Origin of the sequence: Iodobacter fluviatilis, assembly GCF_900451195.1 — a bacterium.
Taxonomy (GTDB): Bacteria; Pseudomonadota; Gammaproteobacteria; order Burkholderiales; family Chitinibacteraceae; genus Iodobacter; species Iodobacter fluviatilis.
This window is the reverse complement of sequence record NZ_UGHR01000001.1, coordinates 2,192,943-2,210,403: the sequence shown is the minus strand read 5'-3', so window position 1 is coordinate 2,210,403 and position 17,461 is coordinate 2,192,943. Positions and strand designations below refer to the sequence as shown.

15 protein-coding genes are annotated in these 17,461 nt (G+C 50.8%); all 15 read left to right on the top strand.

Annotated features, from left to right (window positions below; genetic code table 11):
* Nucleotides 1–61 precede the first annotated feature (61 nt).
* A complete protein-coding gene (ileS, locus tag DYD62_RS10140; protein ID WP_115227226.1) occupies nt 62–2,929 on the top strand; it encodes an isoleucine--tRNA ligase in 2,868 nt (955 codons plus the stop codon).
* A complete protein-coding gene (gene lspA, locus DYD62_RS10135; RefSeq protein WP_115227225.1) occupies nt 2,922–3,416 on the top strand; it encodes a signal peptidase II in 495 nt (164 codons plus the stop codon). The genes ileS and lspA overlap by 8 nt, the downstream gene beginning before the upstream one ends.
* Nucleotides 3,413–4,336, top strand: a complete 924-nt coding sequence (gene ispH, locus DYD62_RS10130; protein WP_115227224.1) for a 4-hydroxy-3-methylbut-2-enyl diphosphate reductase — start codon at nt 3,413–3,415, stop codon at nt 4,334–4,336. The genes lspA and ispH overlap by 4 nt, the downstream gene beginning before the upstream one ends.
* Before the next feature lie 248 nt (nt 4,337–4,584).
* Nucleotides 4,585–6,990, top strand: a complete 2,406-nt coding sequence (locus tag DYD62_RS10125) for a heavy metal translocating P-type ATPase (protein ID WP_115227223.1) — start codon at nt 4,585–4,587, stop codon at nt 6,988–6,990.
* Nucleotides 6,991–7,197 carry a cbb3-type cytochrome oxidase assembly protein CcoS gene (gene ccoS, locus DYD62_RS10120; protein ID WP_115227222.1) on the top strand — a complete coding sequence of 69 codons (207 nt, stop codon included), beginning with the start codon at nt 6,991–6,993 and terminating at the stop codon, nt 7,195–7,197.
* A gap of 209 nt (nt 7,198–7,406) precedes the next feature.
* Nucleotides 7,407–8,828, top strand: a complete 1,422-nt coding sequence (gene ccoN / locus DYD62_RS10115) for a cytochrome-c oxidase, cbb3-type subunit I (RefSeq protein ID WP_115227221.1) — start codon at nt 7,407–7,409, stop codon at nt 8,826–8,828.
* Nucleotides 8,829–8,858: 30 nt separating this feature from the next.
* Nucleotides 8,859–9,473 (top strand): cytochrome-c oxidase, cbb3-type subunit II, encoded by a 615-nt coding sequence (gene ccoO / locus DYD62_RS10110; RefSeq protein WP_099397746.1) that lies wholly within the window; start codon nt 8,859–8,861, stop codon nt 9,471–9,473.
* A gap of 6 nt (nt 9,474–9,479) precedes the next feature.
* Complete coding sequence (locus DYD62_RS10105) at nt 9,480–9,647, top strand: cbb3-type cytochrome oxidase subunit 3 (protein WP_099397690.1); 168 nt, start codon at nt 9,480–9,482, stop codon at nt 9,645–9,647.
* Nucleotides 9,648–9,666: 19 nt separating this feature from the next.
* On the top strand, nt 9,667–10,575 hold the full coding sequence (gene ccoP / locus DYD62_RS10100) for a cytochrome-c oxidase, cbb3-type subunit III (protein ID WP_115227220.1): 909 nt from the start codon (nt 9,667–9,669) through the stop codon (nt 10,573–10,575).
* A 150-nt stretch (nt 10,576–10,725) separates the two neighbouring features.
* Nucleotides 10,726–12,162 (top strand): cytochrome c oxidase accessory protein CcoG, encoded by a 1,437-nt coding sequence (ccoG, locus tag DYD62_RS10095; RefSeq protein ID WP_115227219.1) that lies wholly within the window; start codon nt 10,726–10,728, stop codon nt 12,160–12,162.
* 1 nt (nt 12,163) lies between these two features.
* Nucleotides 12,164–12,667, top strand: a complete 504-nt coding sequence (locus tag DYD62_RS10090) for a FixH family protein (RefSeq protein ID WP_115227218.1) — start codon at nt 12,164–12,166, stop codon at nt 12,665–12,667.
* 281 nt (nt 12,668–12,948) lie between these two features.
* On the top strand, nt 12,949–13,692 hold the full coding sequence (locus tag DYD62_RS10085; protein WP_115227217.1) for an acetoacetate decarboxylase: 744 nt from the start codon (nt 12,949–12,951) through the stop codon (nt 13,690–13,692).
* Between the two features lie 183 nt (nt 13,693–13,875).
* Nucleotides 13,876–14,631 carry a sterol desaturase family protein gene (locus DYD62_RS10080; RefSeq protein ID WP_207916362.1) on the top strand — a complete coding sequence of 252 codons (756 nt, stop codon included), beginning with the start codon at nt 13,876–13,878 and terminating at the stop codon, nt 14,629–14,631.
* Nucleotides 14,621–15,490: a fatty acid desaturase gene (locus DYD62_RS10075; protein WP_115227216.1), complete on the top strand. Its 870-nt coding sequence runs from the start codon at nt 14,621–14,623 to the stop codon at nt 15,488–15,490. Before DYD62_RS10080 ends, DYD62_RS10075 begins: the two co-directional genes overlap by 11 nt.
* On the top strand, nt 15,490–17,349 hold the full coding sequence (locus DYD62_RS10070) for a StlD/DarB family beta-ketosynthase (protein WP_115227215.1): 1,860 nt from the start codon (nt 15,490–15,492) through the stop codon (nt 17,347–17,349). Before DYD62_RS10075 ends, DYD62_RS10070 begins: the two co-directional genes overlap by 1 nt.
* Nucleotides 17,350–17,461: the final 112 nt, after the last annotated feature.

The following is a 17,461-nucleotide window of genomic DNA, read 5'->3' as shown; positions in this document are numbered from 1 at the left end:
AGAGGTCGTTGCAAAGCATCGCCCCTTACTTTGCAACCACATCGCTATTTAAGAGATCACCATGTCGACCAAACCCGTAAATAAGTACCCTGTCAACTTACTCGACACGCCATTTCCTATGCGTGGTGATTTAGCTAAACGCGAACCGGGCTTTTTAAAAGACTGGCAGGATAATGCGCTTTACCAAGCCATTCGCAATAAAGCAAAAGAAGAAAACCGTCCTAAATTTATGCTGCACGACGGCCCGCCGTATGCCAATGGGGACATCCATATTGGCCACGCCGTCAATAAAATTCTGAAAGACATCATTATCAAAGCCAAAACACTGGATGGCTTTGATGCGCCTTATGTGCCGGGCTGGGATTGCCACGGCCTGCCAATTGAGCATCAAATCGAGAAAATCGTTAAATTTGATAAGCAGGCAGTGGCAGCCAACCCGGGTATTTTTGAGCGTGTGCAGGAATACCGTAAGGCCAATGGCCTTGATCCTAAAGAAACACGCCTGCCAGCGGCGTTTACCCGCGAGCTGTGCCGTGATTACGCAGCCATCCAAATTGAGCGCCAGAAAGCCGACTTTATCCGCTTAGGCGTTTTAGGCGACTGGAACAATCCTTACCGCACCATGGACTTCAAAACCGAGGCGGATATTGTCCGCACCTTAGGCAAAGTGCATGCCAATGGCTATCTGATCCGTGGCCAAAAGCCGGTTCACTGGTGCGTAGACTGTGCTTCTGCTTTAGCTGAAGCCGAAGTCGAGTACGAAGACAAAGTCTCCCCCGCCATCGATGTGGGTTTCCGTGTTAGCGACAACGCAGCGCTGTCTAAAGCCTTTGGCGGCGTCAGCGTGGGCGATGTACCCGCTTTTGCCCTGATCTGGACCACGACACCTTGGACCCTACCAGCCAACCAAGCCGTATCGGTTCACCCTGAGCTGGTTTACGATCTGATCGCTACACCGAAAGGCCTGCTGATTCTGGCCCGAGATCTGGCCGAAGCGACCATCAAACGTTACGACATCGAAACCACCGAAGTCATCGCCCAAGCCAAGGGCGCTGCGCTGGAATTTCTGCAACTGCAACACCCCTTCTTAGAGCGTGTGGTGCCGGTTATTTGCGGCGACCATGTCACAACCGAAGCGGGTACTGGTCTTGTGCATACTGCGCCCGCACACGGCTTGGAAGACTACGTGGTGGGCTGCAAGTACAAGATTCCAACGGATAACCCGGTGGGTAATGATGGCCGCTTCTACAGCAATGTAGAATTCTTTGCTGGCAAAACAGTTTGGGAAGCCAATCCGCTGGTACTGGCTCTGCTAGAAGAGCGTGGCGCTTTGTTTGCCAGCAAAAAACTAGAACACAGCTACCCGCACTGCTGGCGTCATAAAACGCCGATTATTTTCCGCGCCACCAGCCAGTGGTTTATCGGCATGGAAACCGCAGGCACTGAAGGTAAAACACTTCGCTCGCAAGCCAATACAGCGGTTGATTCAACAGAATTCTTCCCAGCATGGGGCCGTGCCCGTCTGGAAGCCATGATTAAAAACCGCCCAGACTGGTGCGTTTCCCGCCAGCGTAACTGGGGCGTGCCAATGACGTTCTTTGTGCACAAAGAAACCGGCGAACTACACCCGAACTCGGGCGCGCTGCTCGAAACCGTAGCTAAGCGCATCGAAGCTGAAGGCATCGAAGCGTGGTTTAAGCTCGACGCAAGCGAGCTTTTAGGTGACGACGCGGTTTATTACGACAAACTCAAAGATACGCTGGATGTGTGGTTTGATTCTGGCTCCACCCACTACGCCGTATTGCGCCAAAGAGAAGAGCTCACCTGGCCTGCCGATTTGTACCTGGAAGGCTCAGACCAGCACCGCGGCTGGTTCCAGTCGTCCCTGCTCACAGGCTGCGCCACAGAAGGCCGTGCGCCCTACAAGCAATTGCTCACCCACGGTTTTGTCGTGGATGGCAAGGGCCTGAAGATGTCCAAATCCAAGGGCAATGTGATTGCGCCGCAAACGGTGATTAATCAACTGGGCGCGGACATGCTGCGCCTGTGGGTGGCATCAACCGATTACTCGGGTGAGCTGTCAATTTCAGATGAAATTCTGAAACGCACGACCGACTCATACCGCCGCATCCGCAATACCCTGCGCTTCTTGCTGGCTAATATTTCTGATTTTACTGAACAAAATCTGCTGCCCGCTGAAGAGTTGCTGCAACTTGACCGCTACGCCCTGGTTGAGCTGACTTCATTCCAAGAGAAAATCACTGCGCTATACGGCAAATACGAGTTTCACCTTGCCGTGCAGGAAATCCACGCTTACTGCTCGGAAGACCTCGGCTCTTTCTACCTAGATATCATTAAAGACCGCCTCTATACCATGGGCGCAGACAGCCAGGGCCGCCGCTCGGCGCAAACCGCGCTCTGGCATATCACCCAAGCCCTAGTGCGCTTACTTGCGCCGATTCTGTCTTTCACCGCGCATGAAGCATGGGGCACACTCAATAACGAAGAAAATGTGTTCCTGTCTGCATGGCACGCGGTGCCTGCCGTCAGCGATGCAGAGCAGCTGAATGCCCGCTTTGTACAGATTCGTGAAGTACGCGCGGCGGCACAAAAAGAAATCGAGTTGCAACGCGCTGATGGCAAACTGGGATCGAGCTTACAGGCTGAAGTTGAAATCACTGCGGCAGGCGACACTTATGCTGCTCTGGCTGATTTAGGCGACGAGCTGAAATTTGTCCTGATTACTTCTCAAGCCCGACTGGTGAAAGGCGATGCAACCCGCATCAGTGTGAGTGCGTCAACGGCCGCAAAATGCGATCGCTGCTGGCATTACACCGCCAGCGTAGGCACCCACAGTGACCACAGCACACTGTGCAGCCGCTGTAACGACAATCTGTTTAAGCAAGGTGAGGTTCGTGCTCATGCTTAAAAGCGGGCTGGGGCGCTGGCTTGCCATTGCGCTGCTGGTTCTGATCTTTGATCAGGCCAGCAAACATGCGATTGAAGCGCTGTTTCAGTTTGGCGAGCAGCGCGCCATCATTCCGGGCTTTTTTAACCTGACGCTGGCTTATAATCCCGGCGCAGCGTTCAGCTTTCTGGCTGATGCGGGTGGCTGGCAGCGCCATTTCTTTACCGTGCTGGCGCTGGGGGTTTCTGCGTTTATCGTGTTTTTGCTTAAAAAACATCATGCCGAAACCCGTTATGCGCTGGCTTTAGCCTTGATTTTAGGCGGTGCGCTGGGCAATGCCATCGACAGAATGCTGCTAGGCCATGTGATCGATTTTATTCAGATTCACTACCAGCAGCGCTGGTATTACCCGGCATTTAATATTGCCGATTCAGGCATTTGTATTGGTGCAGTTTTAATGGTGATCGATTCATTCCGCCGTGAAACGCCATCGGAGAAAACAGTATGATCATGAATATTGTTCTGGCTCAGCCACGGGGCTTCTGTGCGGGGGTTGACCGCGCCATTGCCATCGTAGAAAAAGCACTGGAAAAGTTCGGCGCCCCAATTTATGTGCGCCACGAAGTGGTTCACAATAAATTTGTGATCGAAGATCTTAAGCAAAAAGGCGCGATTTTCGTCGAAGACTTAGCCGATGTGCCTGCAGGCAATACACTGATTTTCTCTGCGCACGGTGTTTCACAAGCCGTGCGTGCTGAAGCGGCTGAACGGGGCCTGACCATTTTTGACGCCACCTGCCCGCTGGTAACTAAAGTCCATCTCGAAGTAAAAAGACTACGTGAACAAGGCTTTGAAATCATCATGATCGGCCATAAAGGCCATCCTGAGGTAGAAGGCACCATGGGCCAGGCTCAGGGCGGCATGTATCTGGTTGAAGAAGTCAGCGATGTTGCCACTCTGGCTGTTGAGAGCGATAAGCTGGCTTATGTCACCCAGACCACACTTTCTGTGGATGATGCACAAATTGTAATTGACGCCCTGCGCACGCGTTTTCCCAATATCGTTGGACCTAAAAAAGACGATATTTGCTACGCCACCCAGAATCGTCAGGATGCCGTTAAGCATTTAGCCAAAGAAGTCGATGTGGTGGTCGTGGTTGGATCACCCAATAGTTCTAACTCAAATCGCCTACGTGAAGTCGCCGCCAACTTAGGCATCGACTCTTATATGGTCGATAACGCCAGTGAGCTAAAAGCAGAATGGTTTACCGGCAAAACCAATATCGGCGTGACAGCAGGCGCTTCTGCGCCAGACATCTTGGTTCGCCAGGTGATCGCGCAGGTAGAAAGCTTTGGCGCGGGTCATATCCGTCAAATGGATGGCATAGAAGAAAACGTCATCTTCTCGCTACCTAAGGGCTTGGTGTAAGCCAAGACTCAATAAGAGCTTACATTTTTCAAAAAAGATCTGCAGGCACAGCACGAAATAAGAATACAGAACGCACAGAGAAAAGACTTAAGGTAGCGCAAGGCCGATCTTTACCTCTGCGATTGTTTGTAAACGGCAACGCATCGCCAAGCAAATTCTCGCCCATTTCTCTGTGTCTTCATTTTTCCTTAGTATTCTTTGTGTCTGCAGAGCTTAGGCTTTATCCTTTCTAAGGCTGTCAACGCCGCATGATCTCCCGCACCGACTGCTTCCACTGTGGCGAAACGCTTAGCCCAAACGAATCCTTCCCGATTATTTACCGCCAAACAGAGCAGCCCACCTGCTGTGCCGGATGCCAGGCCGTAGCTAATACCATTATCCAAAGCGGGCTGGACAGCTATTACACTCAGCGCGACAAACCCGCAGACCGCGTCAAACCACTACCTGACGAGCTACTGGCCCAGCTAAAGCTATTTGATGATGTCAGCTTACAAACCAGCTTTGTACTCAATATTGATGCCGATGTGCGCGAAGCTGCACTAATCTTAGAGGGTATCAGCTGCGCAGCCTGTATCTGGCTGAATGAGCGTCATCTCCAGGCCTTGCCCGGTGTGCTTTCAGCCAGCATTAACTATAGCAACCATCGTGCCCGTGTACGCTGGGATGAAAAGCAGATTCAGCTGTCCACCATTTTGCAAGCCATTGCAGCCATCGGTTACCGCGCCCAGCCCTATGATCAGGCAAGGCAAGAAGAAGGCTGGCAAAAGCAGCGCAAAAGTGCACTCTTCCGCCTGTGGGTAGCGGGCTTATCCATGATGCAGGTCATGATGTTTTCAGTGCCCATCTATATGTCTAAAGCTGGCGAGATTGCCCCTGAATGGCTCAATCTGATGAACTGGGCTAGTCTGGCCCTCACCCTGCCCGTGGTTCTTTATTCTGCAACGCCGTTTTATATTTCAAGCTGGCGCGATTTAAAACGCCGCCGCACCGGCATGGATCTGCCGGTGGCCATTGGCGTACTGGCGGCTTTTACAGCCAGTTGCTATTCGTTGATCACAGGCCATGGCGAAATCTATTTTGACTCGGTATCCATGTTTGTCTTTTTGTTGCTCACAGGCCGCTATCTGGAGATGGGTGCAAGGCGAAAAGCCGGTGCAGCCACCGAGCAACTGGTCAAACTGATTCCCGCATTTGCCCACAAAATAGATGAACAAGGCACAAGCGAAGTCACCGTCAACAGCCTAAAAATTGGCGAGCAGATTTTAGTTAAGTCTGGTGAAACCATCCCGGCAGACGGCATTGTCCGCCAGGGCAGCGGCGAAGTCAGCGAGGCTTTGCTGACTGGCGAAAGCCTCGCTGTCCCTAAAACAGCAGGCATGAACGTAACAGGCGGCACGCTCAATCTGGCAGCGCCCTTGCATATTGAAATCACCCAAATCGGCGAAAACACCCGACTTGCCGCCATTGTGCGCCTGCTGGATCAAGCGCTGGCACAAAAACCCCGCCTTGCCTTACTGGCAGAGCAGGTATCGGGCTGGTTTATCAGTATTTTATTAGTGACCGCAGCACTGGCATGGCTGTACTGGCATTTGCACGACCCTATTCATGCCCTGCCCATTATGGTGGCCGTACTGGTGATTTCATGCCCCTGTGCGCTCGCACTGGCTACCCCGGTTGCCCTGACTGCGGCTACCGGACACTTGGCACAGCTGGGGCTCATGGTGGCACGCAGCCCGGCGCTGGAAACGATGTCGCAAATCACAGATGTCATGCTCGATAAAACCGGCACCCTCACTCACGGAGAGCCGCGAATTCAACACTATATTGCCAGCCAGAGCACCGAAGACAAGGCCCGCCAGATTGCCGCTTCACTGGAATCAGCCTCGGCCCACCCACTTGCTCGTGCCTTTGTGCAGGCCAATGCGCCACTGGCTCAAGAGATACAGACCTATCCTGGCGGGGGTTTAAGTGGCGCAGTGAATGGGGTGCTTTACTTTATTGGCCATCCGGAATTTGTAAATCGCCAGTGCGCCATGCTGATGCCCGATGCCATCCGGCATGCAGAAGGCAGTTTGGTTGCCATCGCCAGTACAACAGAATGGCTAGGCGCTTTTATTGTGGCAGATACTTTAAGGGCCGATGCGGCGGATGCCATTGCCGCCTTAAGCAAAGCAGGCTTACGCCTGCACCTTGTATCGGGCGATAACAACGCTACCGTGCAAGCTTTGGCTTTAAACATGCATATTGAAAACGCTGTTGGCAGAGCAACGCCTGGGGATAAGCTCGCTTACATCAATACGCTTCAGCAGCAGGGCCGTTGTGTATTAATGATTGGTGATGGCGTCAATGATGCACCCGTTTTAGCACAGGCCAATGTATCGATGGCCATGGGAGCAGGTGTGGATGTTGCTCATGCTGCCGGCGATATGGTTTTACTCAACAATCAGCTGGACCGGCTTCCCAAAGCACTGGCCCTCGCAAAAAAAACCCGCACAATCATCCGTCAGAATTTAGCCTGGGCCATTATTTATAATCTGGCCGCCCTGCCTCTGGCGGTATGCGGCCTGATTACCCCCTGGATTGCAAGCCTTGGCATGGCATGCAGCTCACTCTTGGTGGTGCTTAATGCGCTGCGCCTCAGAGGAAAAAACTAAATGGAAAGCCTTTATTTACTTATTCCACTATCGGTCTTGCTGGTTTTTTTAATTGGAATTCTTTTTTGGTGGTCGGTTAAAGGAGGGCAATTTGATGATATGGAGGGGCCTGGCTGGCAGATTTTGCAAGATGATGACAGCATGCTAATAGAGAAAAGTTCCTCTGACGAAAGAAAAAACAAAGAATTAAAGTCTGACGGGGTGTAAAATGCCGCGATCTGACGAAAGGCATTGATGTTCGTCAATAAGACAGCCCGCTGAAGCAGCTAAAGTTCAGTTGGCATAATTACATAAGAAATATTCACAACTAGCAAAAAGCCAGTCATTCCTTACAACTGGCTAAATGCAGACAGGTTGTACATTTTTCAAGTCCAAATTTTCAAAGTCCAAGCTGTTGGAGATCAATCGGAGCTCGCATGGAACACCAAGGTACATACAACTACAAAGTGGTGCGGCAATTTGCCATCATGACAGTCATTTGGGGGATTGTCGGGATGCTGGTTGGCGTGATCATCGCTGCCCAGATGTACTGGCCAGAACTTAATTTTGGCCCCTACTTTCACTTTGGCCGCTTACGTCCTCTGCATACTAACGCGGTTATTTTTGCGTTTGGTGGCTGCGGATTATTTGCAACGTCTTATTACGTGGTTCAGCGCACCTGTAATGTGCGTTTGATCTCCGACAAGCTCGCCGCCTTCCATTTCTGGGGCTGGCAGCTGGTGATCGTTTTAGCCGCCATTACTTTACCTATGGGCTTAACCCGCGGTAAAGAATATGCCGAGCTGGAATGGCCTATTACATGGCTGATCGCAGTAATCTGGGTAGCCTACGCAATTGTGTTCTTTGGCACGATTGCCAAACGCAAAGTGAAGCATATTTATGTAGCCAACTGGTTCTATGGCGCATTTATTCTTGCTGTAGCGTTGCTGCACATTGTGAATGGTCTGGCGATTCCTGTATCGGCAACAAAGTCTTACTCCGTTTACTCTGGCGCAATTGATGCCATGGTGCAATGGTGGTACGGCCACAATGCCGTAGGCTTCTTCCTGACCGCGGGTTTCCTCGGCATGATGTACTACTTCGTGCCAAAACAAGCAGGCCGTCCGGTTTACTCCTATCGCCTGTCCGTCGTTCACTTCTGGGCACTGTGCTTTACCTATATGTGGGCGGGTCCTCACCACCTGCACTACACCGCACTGCCAGACTGGACACAGTCGCTAGGTATGGTGTTCTCCCTGATTCTGCTGGCACCAAGCTGGGGCGGTATGATCAACGGGATCATGACGCTGTCGGGCGCATGGCATAAGCTGCGTACCGATCCAATCCTGAAGTTCTTGGTTACTGCGCTGTCGTTCTACGGTATGTCCACTTTTGAAGGCCCGATGATGGCCATCAAAACAGTGAACGCACTGTCGCACTACACAGACTGGACCGTTGGTCACGTTCACTCAGGTGCTTTGGGCTGGGTGGCCATGATTACCATCGGCTCGATTTACTACCTCATCCCACGCCTCTTTAATAAAGAAGAAATGTACTCGGTCAAACTGATCGACACCCACTTCTGGATTGCAACGATTGGCGTCGTGCTTTACATCTCATCCATGTGGATTGCCGGTGTAACGCAAGGCTTGATGTGGCGTGCAGTGAATACTGACGGTACTTTAACGTATGCCTTTATTGATTCGGTTAAAGCATCGTACCCGTATTACTTTATCCGCTTCTTAGGTGGCCTGTGCTTCTTGTCGGGCATGTTATTAATGCTTTACAACGTGCTGCGTACCGTTTTCTCGGGCCAAGCCGTCGATGCCAAAATTCCGGCCATCGCTCAACACGCCTGATCGAACGGAGAGAAAACCATGAAAAACTTTATGAACCAGCTGCAAAAGCGGGTTGAAGAAAACGTTGCGTTCTTAATCATCCTCACCCTGATTACGCTCAGTATCGCGATGCTGGTTGAAATCTTACCGCTGATGTTCAGCAATTCAACCACTAAGCCTATTGATGGCGTTAAACCTTACTCTGCACTGGCTTTAGCCGGGCGTGATGTTTACATTCGTGAAGGCTGCTACAACTGCCACTCACAAATGATCCGCCCTTTCCGTGCAGAAACCGAGCGCTATGGTCATTACTCGGTTGCAGGTGAATCCGTTTACGATCGTCCGTTCCAATGGGGCTCTAAACGTACAGGGCCTGATCTGGCTCGTGTAGGTGCGCGTTACTCGGATGAATGGCATCGTGCTCACTTGATGAATCCGCGCGATGTAGTGCCTGAATCCAATATGCCTGCTTTCCCGTGGCTTGCTGCCAATAAAGTAGACGCGGCCATTATGCCCGCCAAACTTAAAGCACTTAAGACACTGGGCACTCCTTATACCGACGCAGAAATTGCAGATTCTGTCAAAGCGGTAGAAGGCAAAACAGAAATGGAAGCAGTGATTTTCTACCTGCAGGGTTTGGGTCTTGCGCTCAAAAACAAAAGGTAATTCATCATGGAAATGCTCAACGATCTGCGGGTTTTATCGACCGTAATCAGCTTTATCTGCTTTGTAGGTATCCTCGTTTGGGCCTGCAGCAAAAACAGCAAAGCATCCTTTGATGAAGCAGCGCAGCTGCCATTCCTTGACGATGATCTGCCCTCATCAAACAAAACCTCCTGATTTCTAGAGGATATAAAAAATGACAGATTTTCAAAGTATCTTTTGGGATTATTGGATCGCGATCATTGTGATCGGCGGTATTGTAGCAATGACTTTGCTCTTAATGAGCCAAGGTGTTGTTAAGCTTAAAAAAGGTGAAAATGCCGAAGTAACCGGCCACAAATGGGATGGTGATTTAGAAGAATACAACAACCCGCTACCTGGTTGGTGGGTCATGATGTTCTATATGACCATTGTTTTTGGTGCAGTTTACCTTGTGCTCTACCCTGGCATCTGGGGCGGCTTGTGGAAATGGACCTCTGACAATCAGTATGGCAAAGAAGTGGTACAGGCTAATTCCAAGTATCAGGGCCTGTATGACAAGTACTCCAAAATGCCGATCGCCGCTGTTGCACAAAATCAGGAAGCCAGAGACATGGGTAAACGCCTGTTCTTGACTTACTGTATTCAGTGTCACGGTGCAGATGCACGCGGAGCCAAGGGCTTCCCTAACCTGACTGATGGCGACTGGCTCTACGGTGGCTCACCAGAAAAAATTCTGGAAACCATTGCTAACGGCCGTCATGGTCAGATGCCGGCATGGGGTGCTGTATTGGGCGAAGAGAAAGTAAAAGACGTCGCTAACTATGTCTTGCAACTTTCTGGCAAACCACGTAATGAATTGCGTGCCACACGTGGTGCCGAAACCTTCAAGCAAACCTGTGTGGCTTGTCACGGTGCAGAGGGTAAGGGCAATCAGGACTTGGGCGCGCCTAACCTGACTGACAATACTTGGCTCTATGGCGGCTCTGAAGCAGCAATCATTGAAACAGTGACCAATGGTCGCAGCAATGTGATGCCTGCATGGAAAGAGTTCCTAGGCGATGCCAAAGTGCATTTATTGGCTGGCTATGTTTATGGCCTTTCTAATAACGAGAAAGCAAAATAAACATGATGGTCGGGGTGTCCTTGCAAAATATCGCAAAGACACTCACAAAACACCATTAAAACGGGCGGGGATATCCCGCCCGTTTTTCCTTGATCGAAATATTTTGCATAAAGGCTCGTGCAAAACGTTTTGCCAGGAGTAGGTAAGGAAATGAGTAAAAAACTACGCGATATTCCTGTCACCGTTATCAAAGACGATGGCGAATACGAAGAAATCCACCTTTACAGCAAACACAAAAAAATCTACCCGCGCTGGGTAAATGGCCTGTTTAATCGTTGGCGTATTCTGTTTGTGGTGATCACTCAGCTTTTCTTCTACGGCATGCCGTGGCTGCAGATGAATGGCCGTCAGGCACTGCTCTTTAACATCACCGAGCACACTTTTTATATTTACGGCTTTGTTTTCCTGCCGCAAGATTTTATTTATCTCACCGCCCTACTCCTCGCCAGCGCCATTGGCCTATTTGCCTGGACAACCGCTGGCGGGCGGCTTTGGTGTGGTTATGCCTGTCCACAAACCGTTTATACCGAGATTTTTCTTTGGATAGAGAAATGGGTAGAAGGCGACCGGATGGCGCGTATCAAGCTTGATAACGCCCCCACTACCGCACATAAAATTCGCTTAAAAGCCATTAAGCACAGCATCTGGATCATCTTGTCGCTCTGGACTGGCTTTACCTTTGTTGGCTACTTCACGCCAATCCGCACACTCTGGAGCGAAATCACCCAGTTTGGCCTTGGCCCATGGGAAACCTTTTGGGTATTTTTCTATGCCTTTGCCACCTATGGCAATGCAGGCTGGATGCGTGAACAAGTATGCAAGTACATGTGCCCCTACGCACGCTTTCAAAGCACCATGTTTGATGCCGACACCCTGATTATTTCTTACGATGCCGAACGGGGCGACGCACGGGGCAGCCGTAAGAAAGGTACAGATTATAAAGCCGCCGGTTTAGGCGATTGCATCGATTGCACCGTCTGCGTACAGGTGTGCCCTGTAGGTATCGATATCCGTGATGGTTTGCAATATGAGTGTATTGGTTGCGCGGCCTGTATTGATGCCTGTGATGAAATCATGGATAAGATGCAATACCCGCGCGGGCTGATCCGCTACACAACCGAAAACGCGCTGGAGCACAAATATCCTGAACGCGACATTATCAAAAAAATAACCCGCCCCAGAGTCATCATGTATCTGCTGGTCTTGCTGATTGTACTGGGCACAACCATTGGCTCTTTAATCTTACGTAAACCAATTAAAGTAAATATCTCACGGGATCGGGTTGCCATGGTAAGGGAAGCCGAAGATGGCTGGCTGGAAAACAGCTACCGTTTACAAATCCAAAACGCGGATGAAAAAGCCCATAGCTATATCATCACCACAGATGGTCTACCCGGATCAAGAACTATTATCGAAGGCACGGGTCAAATTTTTGTACCTGCCACTGGTAGCCAGGATATAGGCGTACGCATTCAGGTAGATCCTGGCAAAGCAGGCCCTGGCGGGCATGAAATGCACTTTATTATTACCGCCAGCGATAACCCCGCCATTCAAACGCGCGAAAAATCAAGCTTTATAGGACGATAAGATGCAAAAAGACCCAATGGAAAATCAGCCTTGGTATAAACATCGCCATGTTTGGCTGCTGATTCTTTTTCCTGTTGTTGCCGTTATTGGTGGCATCAATATGTTCTATCAGGCGGTCAAAACAGATGATGGCTTGGTGAGCGATGACTATTACAAAGAAGGCCAGGAAATCAACAGTCAGATTCATCGGGACACCAAAGCCACTACACTAGGCCTGAGCGGCCAGCTGATGCTGGGTGAAGATGGCAAATCCATCCGCATCCAGCTCAATAAAGCGGTTAAAGATGATCTGGTGCTTAAACTTATGCATCCTACCCGCGCAGGTAAAGACCAAACCATTATCCTGACCAAACAAGCGCCACAGTTTTATGTGGGCAAGCTGGAAAACGCGCTCACCCAACCCCGCTGGCAAGTTGAGCTCAGTGACACTACCCGACAGTGGCGCTTAAAAGCAGAGTGGAAAATCAGTGATGCCGAGGCATTGCAGCTTACCCCCGCACTGTAAGATACGCCCCTCGAAAAGCCCGTTGTTTAGACGGGCTTTTTTATGCCCGTCGTCATGCTTTTACAAAGAATAAATATTTTTTAATTACAGTCATCGGAAATATAAAACATATTTGGTGTAAATTAAAAACTGAGCAATATACACTTAACCATCAGCCTGCTGTCATTATCTTGCGCAAATTGATGCCTCCGTTTCAGTAGCATAAAACGACCTGCTGGCTATTTCGAGCCGCCTGCTTATTGCGTGCCCCTCTCTTCGCCTTACTTGCTTCAGGAGCAAATATGAATATTGCAGACATCCGGCGCAAGGCGTTTGCCATGCCACTGACTAATCCCGCCTTCCCACCCGGGCCTTACAAATTTGTAAATCGCGAATACCTGATTGTGACCTACCGCACGGATCCAGATGCGCTGCGCGCCATCTTGCCTGAGCCGCTCTGCTTTGATGTACCCGTTGTGAAATATGAGTTTATCCGCATGCCGGACAGCTCTGGTTTTGGCGACTATACCGAATCGGGCCAGGTGATCCCGGTTCAGTTTGAGGGCAAGCCAGGTGCTTATGTGCATTCAATGTATTTAAATGCAGAAGCCCCCATTGCCGGTGGCCGCGAGCTGTGGGGCTTTCCTAAAAAGCTCGCCTCACCTGCGCTCTCCGTTGATAAAAACACTTACCTTGGCACTTTGGACTATGGCCCTGTACGTGTGGTCACCGCCACCATGGGCTATAAATATCAGGCTTTAGATCATGCCAAAGTACGGGAAAGCCTGCTGGCGGCCAATTATCTGCTAAAGATTATTCCGCATGTAGATGGCAGCCCGCGAATTTGCGAATTAGTTCGCTACTACTTGGAAGACGTGACCGTCAAAGGCGCATGGACCGGCCCTGCAGCCATAGAGCTGGCACAACATGCCCTAGCTCCCGTTGCACAATTGCCCGTGCTTGAAGTGCTCAGCGGCACCCATATTCTGGCGGATCTCACCCTAGGAATGGGCAGCGTGGTATACGACTATCTGGCGGCTCAGTGATGCTGCTACGGCAGAAACAGGCCAACCCCATACTAAAAACAAAGGTGTTAAGTAAGTAAATTGCAAGGTATCTAACAAAAAAACGATCGATAAGTAACAAGCGTACACAGAAAATCAGCCGCTTCAGTGTGAATGGCCAGCCAATTGGCATACAATCATTTATCACTTTTCCTTTGTCACAATGTGCGCGAATATATTCTGACTACTCAGTGGCATGAAATCATGGGCGTTGGCGTGCTGTTTTTTGCCGCGCTGTATTTTGGTTTTGGAGGGCTAACCTGGTTTTTAAGTCACTGGCTGCTGCCAAAAATCGCCTATGGCCATGTACTTGATCCCCGCCCACAAGGGCATGAGCAGCTGCGCCGCGAGCTGCGCCTTTCCCTACTGACCATTTTTTTATTTGGCACGGGCATGGTTTTCCCATGGGGCATGTTGCAGCTGGGCTGGGCGCATTTGGCCTTGCAGGCGTCGGCGACACAGCTAACCATCGAGATCAGCGCCTTAATCATCTGGAATGAAATCCATTTTTATATCAACCACCGCCTACTACACACCCGCTGGCTAAAGCATTTTCATTTGCCACACCATCGCTCGATGGTCACCACACCTTGGTCGACCTATAGCTTTCACCCCATCGAAGCCATCATGCTGGGCAATGTGATTATGCTGCCGATGCTGGTGCACGATTTCTCGATTTACTCACTCGCGGCTGTCCCTGTTTTCAGTATTATTTTCAATAATATCGGCCATTCCAATTACGATTTTTTACCTGATGCCCATCATGACCGCTGGTGGCTTAATGGCGCGCGCCGCCATCATTTGCACCATGCTTGTTTTCACGGTAATTACGGCTTTATGTTTCCGTTTATGGACCGCTTATTAAACACCGCCCTGCCACCGGACGCCGCTGACAAGCAGATTAAACGCCATGCTGCGTAATCAACGCGACTGGCAAAGCTTGAGCTACTTAATTCTGCAACCGCTGCTGGTGGCATGGCTGTGGCGCACCGGGCTGAATACTTTAATCAACCTTGCTCTTTTCGCCCTGATGCTTTTTCTCACCCTAGGCATCAGCGTTATTCACCACAATCACACTCATCTGCGGATGTGGCGCAGTAAGCAGCTCAACCGGATCAGCGATTTCTGGATCACGCTCTTGCAGGGCCACCCGACTTTTGTGTTTTATCCGGCGCATATCCGCAATCATCACCGCTATCGCCACGGCCCCAAAGACGTGGCGCGTACCTATCGCTTTAGTGGCGACAGCAACAACCTGGCCGGCTATCTTTTACACCCACTGCAAGCCACGATCGTACTCTACCCGCTGTTTATAAACTGGCTCTTGGGCTTAAGGCAGCGACATAGAGGCGTATTTTATTACTGCCTGCGTCAATATGCCGCCGTGCTCTTACTCTGGGGTATTCTGGCTTGGCTGAACTGGCAAAAGTTTATGATCTTTGTTTTACTGCCACAGCTCTATGGGCTGCATTGGCTGCTCGCCACCAATTACCTGCAACACGCCCATGCCGATGGCAACTCGCCGATTAACTTTGCCCGCAATTTTGAAGGCTGGGTCAACCCGCTGCTGTTTAATATCGGCCTACATACGGCGCACCATCGCCACCCCCGCGCGCACTGGTCTGCCCTCAATCAGCTCCATCTGCAATACCGTGATCAGATCGATCCCCGCCTTAATGCGGGCCCACTACTCTGGTATATGTGCCGCAGCTATTTTCTAAGCCCTATTTTCCCGCGCTGGCGTAGCTATAGCCTGATGAAACCCACTAAGGAATCTTGATGCCGATTCAGTTTGAACATGTATACCTTGCCGCAGCGGGGCTGCATCTGCCCGGGCCAGCCGTCAATAATGAAGAAATGGATGCCTATATTGCGCCCATCAACCGTATTTCCATGCGTATCAAAAGCCGGATTTTGGCTGAAAACGGCATTCAAACGCGGCATTACGGGATTGATGCAGAGGGCCAGACCGTAGAAAACCACGCCCAGATGGCCGCTACCGCAGTGCATCAGTGTTTAGACAGAGCACAAGTATCACTCGATAAAGTGAGCTTACTGGCCGTAGGCTCATCAGGGGGGGACGCACTGATGCCGGGCTTTGCCAATATGATTCAGGGTGAGTTGGCCGCGCCGCCGATGCAAACCGTATCCTGCCAGGGCGTATGTGCAGCAGGCGTCAGCGCCATTGAATTTGCTGCGCAAGCCATCGAGCTTGGTGCTCATCAGCAAGCGCTAGCGGTGGCCGCCGAAATGCCATCACGCATGTTCAAAAAAAGCCGCTTTGCCCCGCGCGGCTATCAAAGCGATTTTGACGCACATTTCTTGCGCTGGATGCTATCCGATGGTGCAGGCGCGCTGCTACTCAGCCGCCAGGCCAAGGCAGGGCTGAATATCAAGCTGAAATGGATCCATCAAAAGAGCTTTTCTGGTGATTATCCCGTGTGTATGCAGCTGGGGCTGACGGAGGATCGCAGCCAGTCTTTTCTGGACTTTGCTTCTTCCGATGAAGCTGAAGCCGCAGGGGCGATGTCGCTGCGCCAGGATATCCGCATGCTGCCGCAGCTGTTTGATGTGTGTATCCATGAATACGTCAAACTGGTTAATGAAGGCTGGATTAAATCGACCGACATTGACCATTTTCTTTGCCATTACTCATCGGCCAAATTCATGCCGGTAGTGGAGGATTTACTCGCAAAAGCAGGCCTGAGCATCCCGCCCGAGCGCTGGTATAGCAATCTGGCAACGCGCGGCAATACCGGTGCGGCATCCATTTTTATTATGCTGGCCGATTTCTTACAAACCAAACCACTTAAAGCCGGTGAAAAGATTTTCTGCTTTATTCCGGAATCAGGACGAATCAGCGCGGCGTATATGCTATTTGAAGTGGTAAAGGGTGAAACCAGCAGCCCAGCGATTGCTCCAGCGATCACCACAAACTCCTTCGAGCCCAACATCCCTGCGCCACATCAAGCCGAGAATGCCCCGCTTGCGCTGCAACCGCTGCTCACTCAGCTCGCCAGCCTGTGGCAAGATTATCGCTCGCAAGTCTGGCGCAGCCCTGTGATTTCACAACTGGTGAGCCAGCGTTTTGATGTGGCAAGCTACCGCGACTGGACCGCCGCATGGGTGCCGCAAGTACGTGAAGGCAGCTTGTGGATGAGAGAAGCGGCAGCCTCCCTGAATGGTGATTTTGCCCCACTCGCCAGCCTGATTGAGCTGCACGCCAATGACGAACAACATGACTTTGAAATTCTCTACCAAGACTACCAAGCCGCCGGTGGCGAGCTGCCGCTGACCGCACTTAAACGTAACCCCGGTGGCGAAGCGCTCAACAGCTATCTGCATGCTCTCGCCGCAACCCCCAACCCAATCGGCCTATTGGGCGCAATTTATATCATCGAAGGCACCGGCCAGCGCATCGTGCCTGCGCTCCTGCCCATGCTACGCCAGCAAGTGGACCTGCCACCACAAGCATTTAAATTTTTGGAATACCATGGCACCAATGACGAACACCACTTGGCTCGCTGGCTGGCCGCAGTAGAAATCACCCTCGCCATCGATCCAAAAGCAGCTCACGCCATACTCAACACCGCCAAACGCTGCGCGCAGCTTTATTTAATGCAGTTTGAGCATATTTAGTAAAAACAAAATCTTGAAACACGGAGTTTCACGGAAAAAAGCTGTCTTTGAATTTAGGTCTTTTCTATTGGGTTTTTAAGAATTTTTAAAGCCCAGATAATCTGAACTTTAA

What these genes read in the sequence shown, in the direction of transcription:
- ileS (WP_115227226.1), top strand. Translation starts at nt 62, where the DNA reads ATGTCGACCAAACCCGTAAATAAGTACCCTGTCAACTTACTCGACACG.
- lspA (WP_115227225.1), top strand. Translation starts at nt 2,922, where the DNA reads ATGCTTAAAAGCGGGCTGGGGCGCTGGCTTGCCATTGCGCTGCTGGTT.
- ispH (WP_115227224.1), top strand. Translation starts at nt 3,413, where the DNA reads ATGATCATGAATATTGTTCTGGCTCAGCCACGGGGCTTCTGTGCGGGG.
- DYD62_RS10125 (WP_115227223.1), top strand. Translation starts at nt 4,585, where the DNA reads ATGATCTCCCGCACCGACTGCTTCCACTGTGGCGAAACGCTTAGCCCA.
- ccoS (WP_115227222.1), top strand. Translation starts at nt 6,991, where the DNA reads ATGGAAAGCCTTTATTTACTTATTCCACTATCGGTCTTGCTGGTTTTT.
- ccoN (WP_115227221.1), top strand. Translation starts at nt 7,407, where the DNA reads ATGGAACACCAAGGTACATACAACTACAAAGTGGTGCGGCAATTTGCC.
- ccoO (WP_099397746.1), top strand. Translation starts at nt 8,859, where the DNA reads ATGAACCAGCTGCAAAAGCGGGTTGAAGAAAACGTTGCGTTCTTAATC.
- DYD62_RS10105 (WP_099397690.1), top strand. Translation starts at nt 9,480, where the DNA reads ATGGAAATGCTCAACGATCTGCGGGTTTTATCGACCGTAATCAGCTTT.
- ccoP (WP_115227220.1), top strand. Translation starts at nt 9,667, where the DNA reads ATGACAGATTTTCAAAGTATCTTTTGGGATTATTGGATCGCGATCATT.
- ccoG (WP_115227219.1), top strand. Translation starts at nt 10,726, where the DNA reads ATGAGTAAAAAACTACGCGATATTCCTGTCACCGTTATCAAAGACGAT.
- DYD62_RS10090 (WP_115227218.1), top strand. Translation starts at nt 12,164, where the DNA reads ATGCAAAAAGACCCAATGGAAAATCAGCCTTGGTATAAACATCGCCAT.
- DYD62_RS10085 (WP_115227217.1), top strand. Translation starts at nt 12,949, where the DNA reads ATGAATATTGCAGACATCCGGCGCAAGGCGTTTGCCATGCCACTGACT.
- DYD62_RS10075 (WP_115227216.1), top strand. Translation starts at nt 14,621, where the DNA reads ATGCTGCGTAATCAACGCGACTGGCAAAGCTTGAGCTACTTAATTCTG.
- DYD62_RS10070 (WP_115227215.1), top strand. Translation starts at nt 15,490, where the DNA reads ATGCCGATTCAGTTTGAACATGTATACCTTGCCGCAGCGGGGCTGCAT.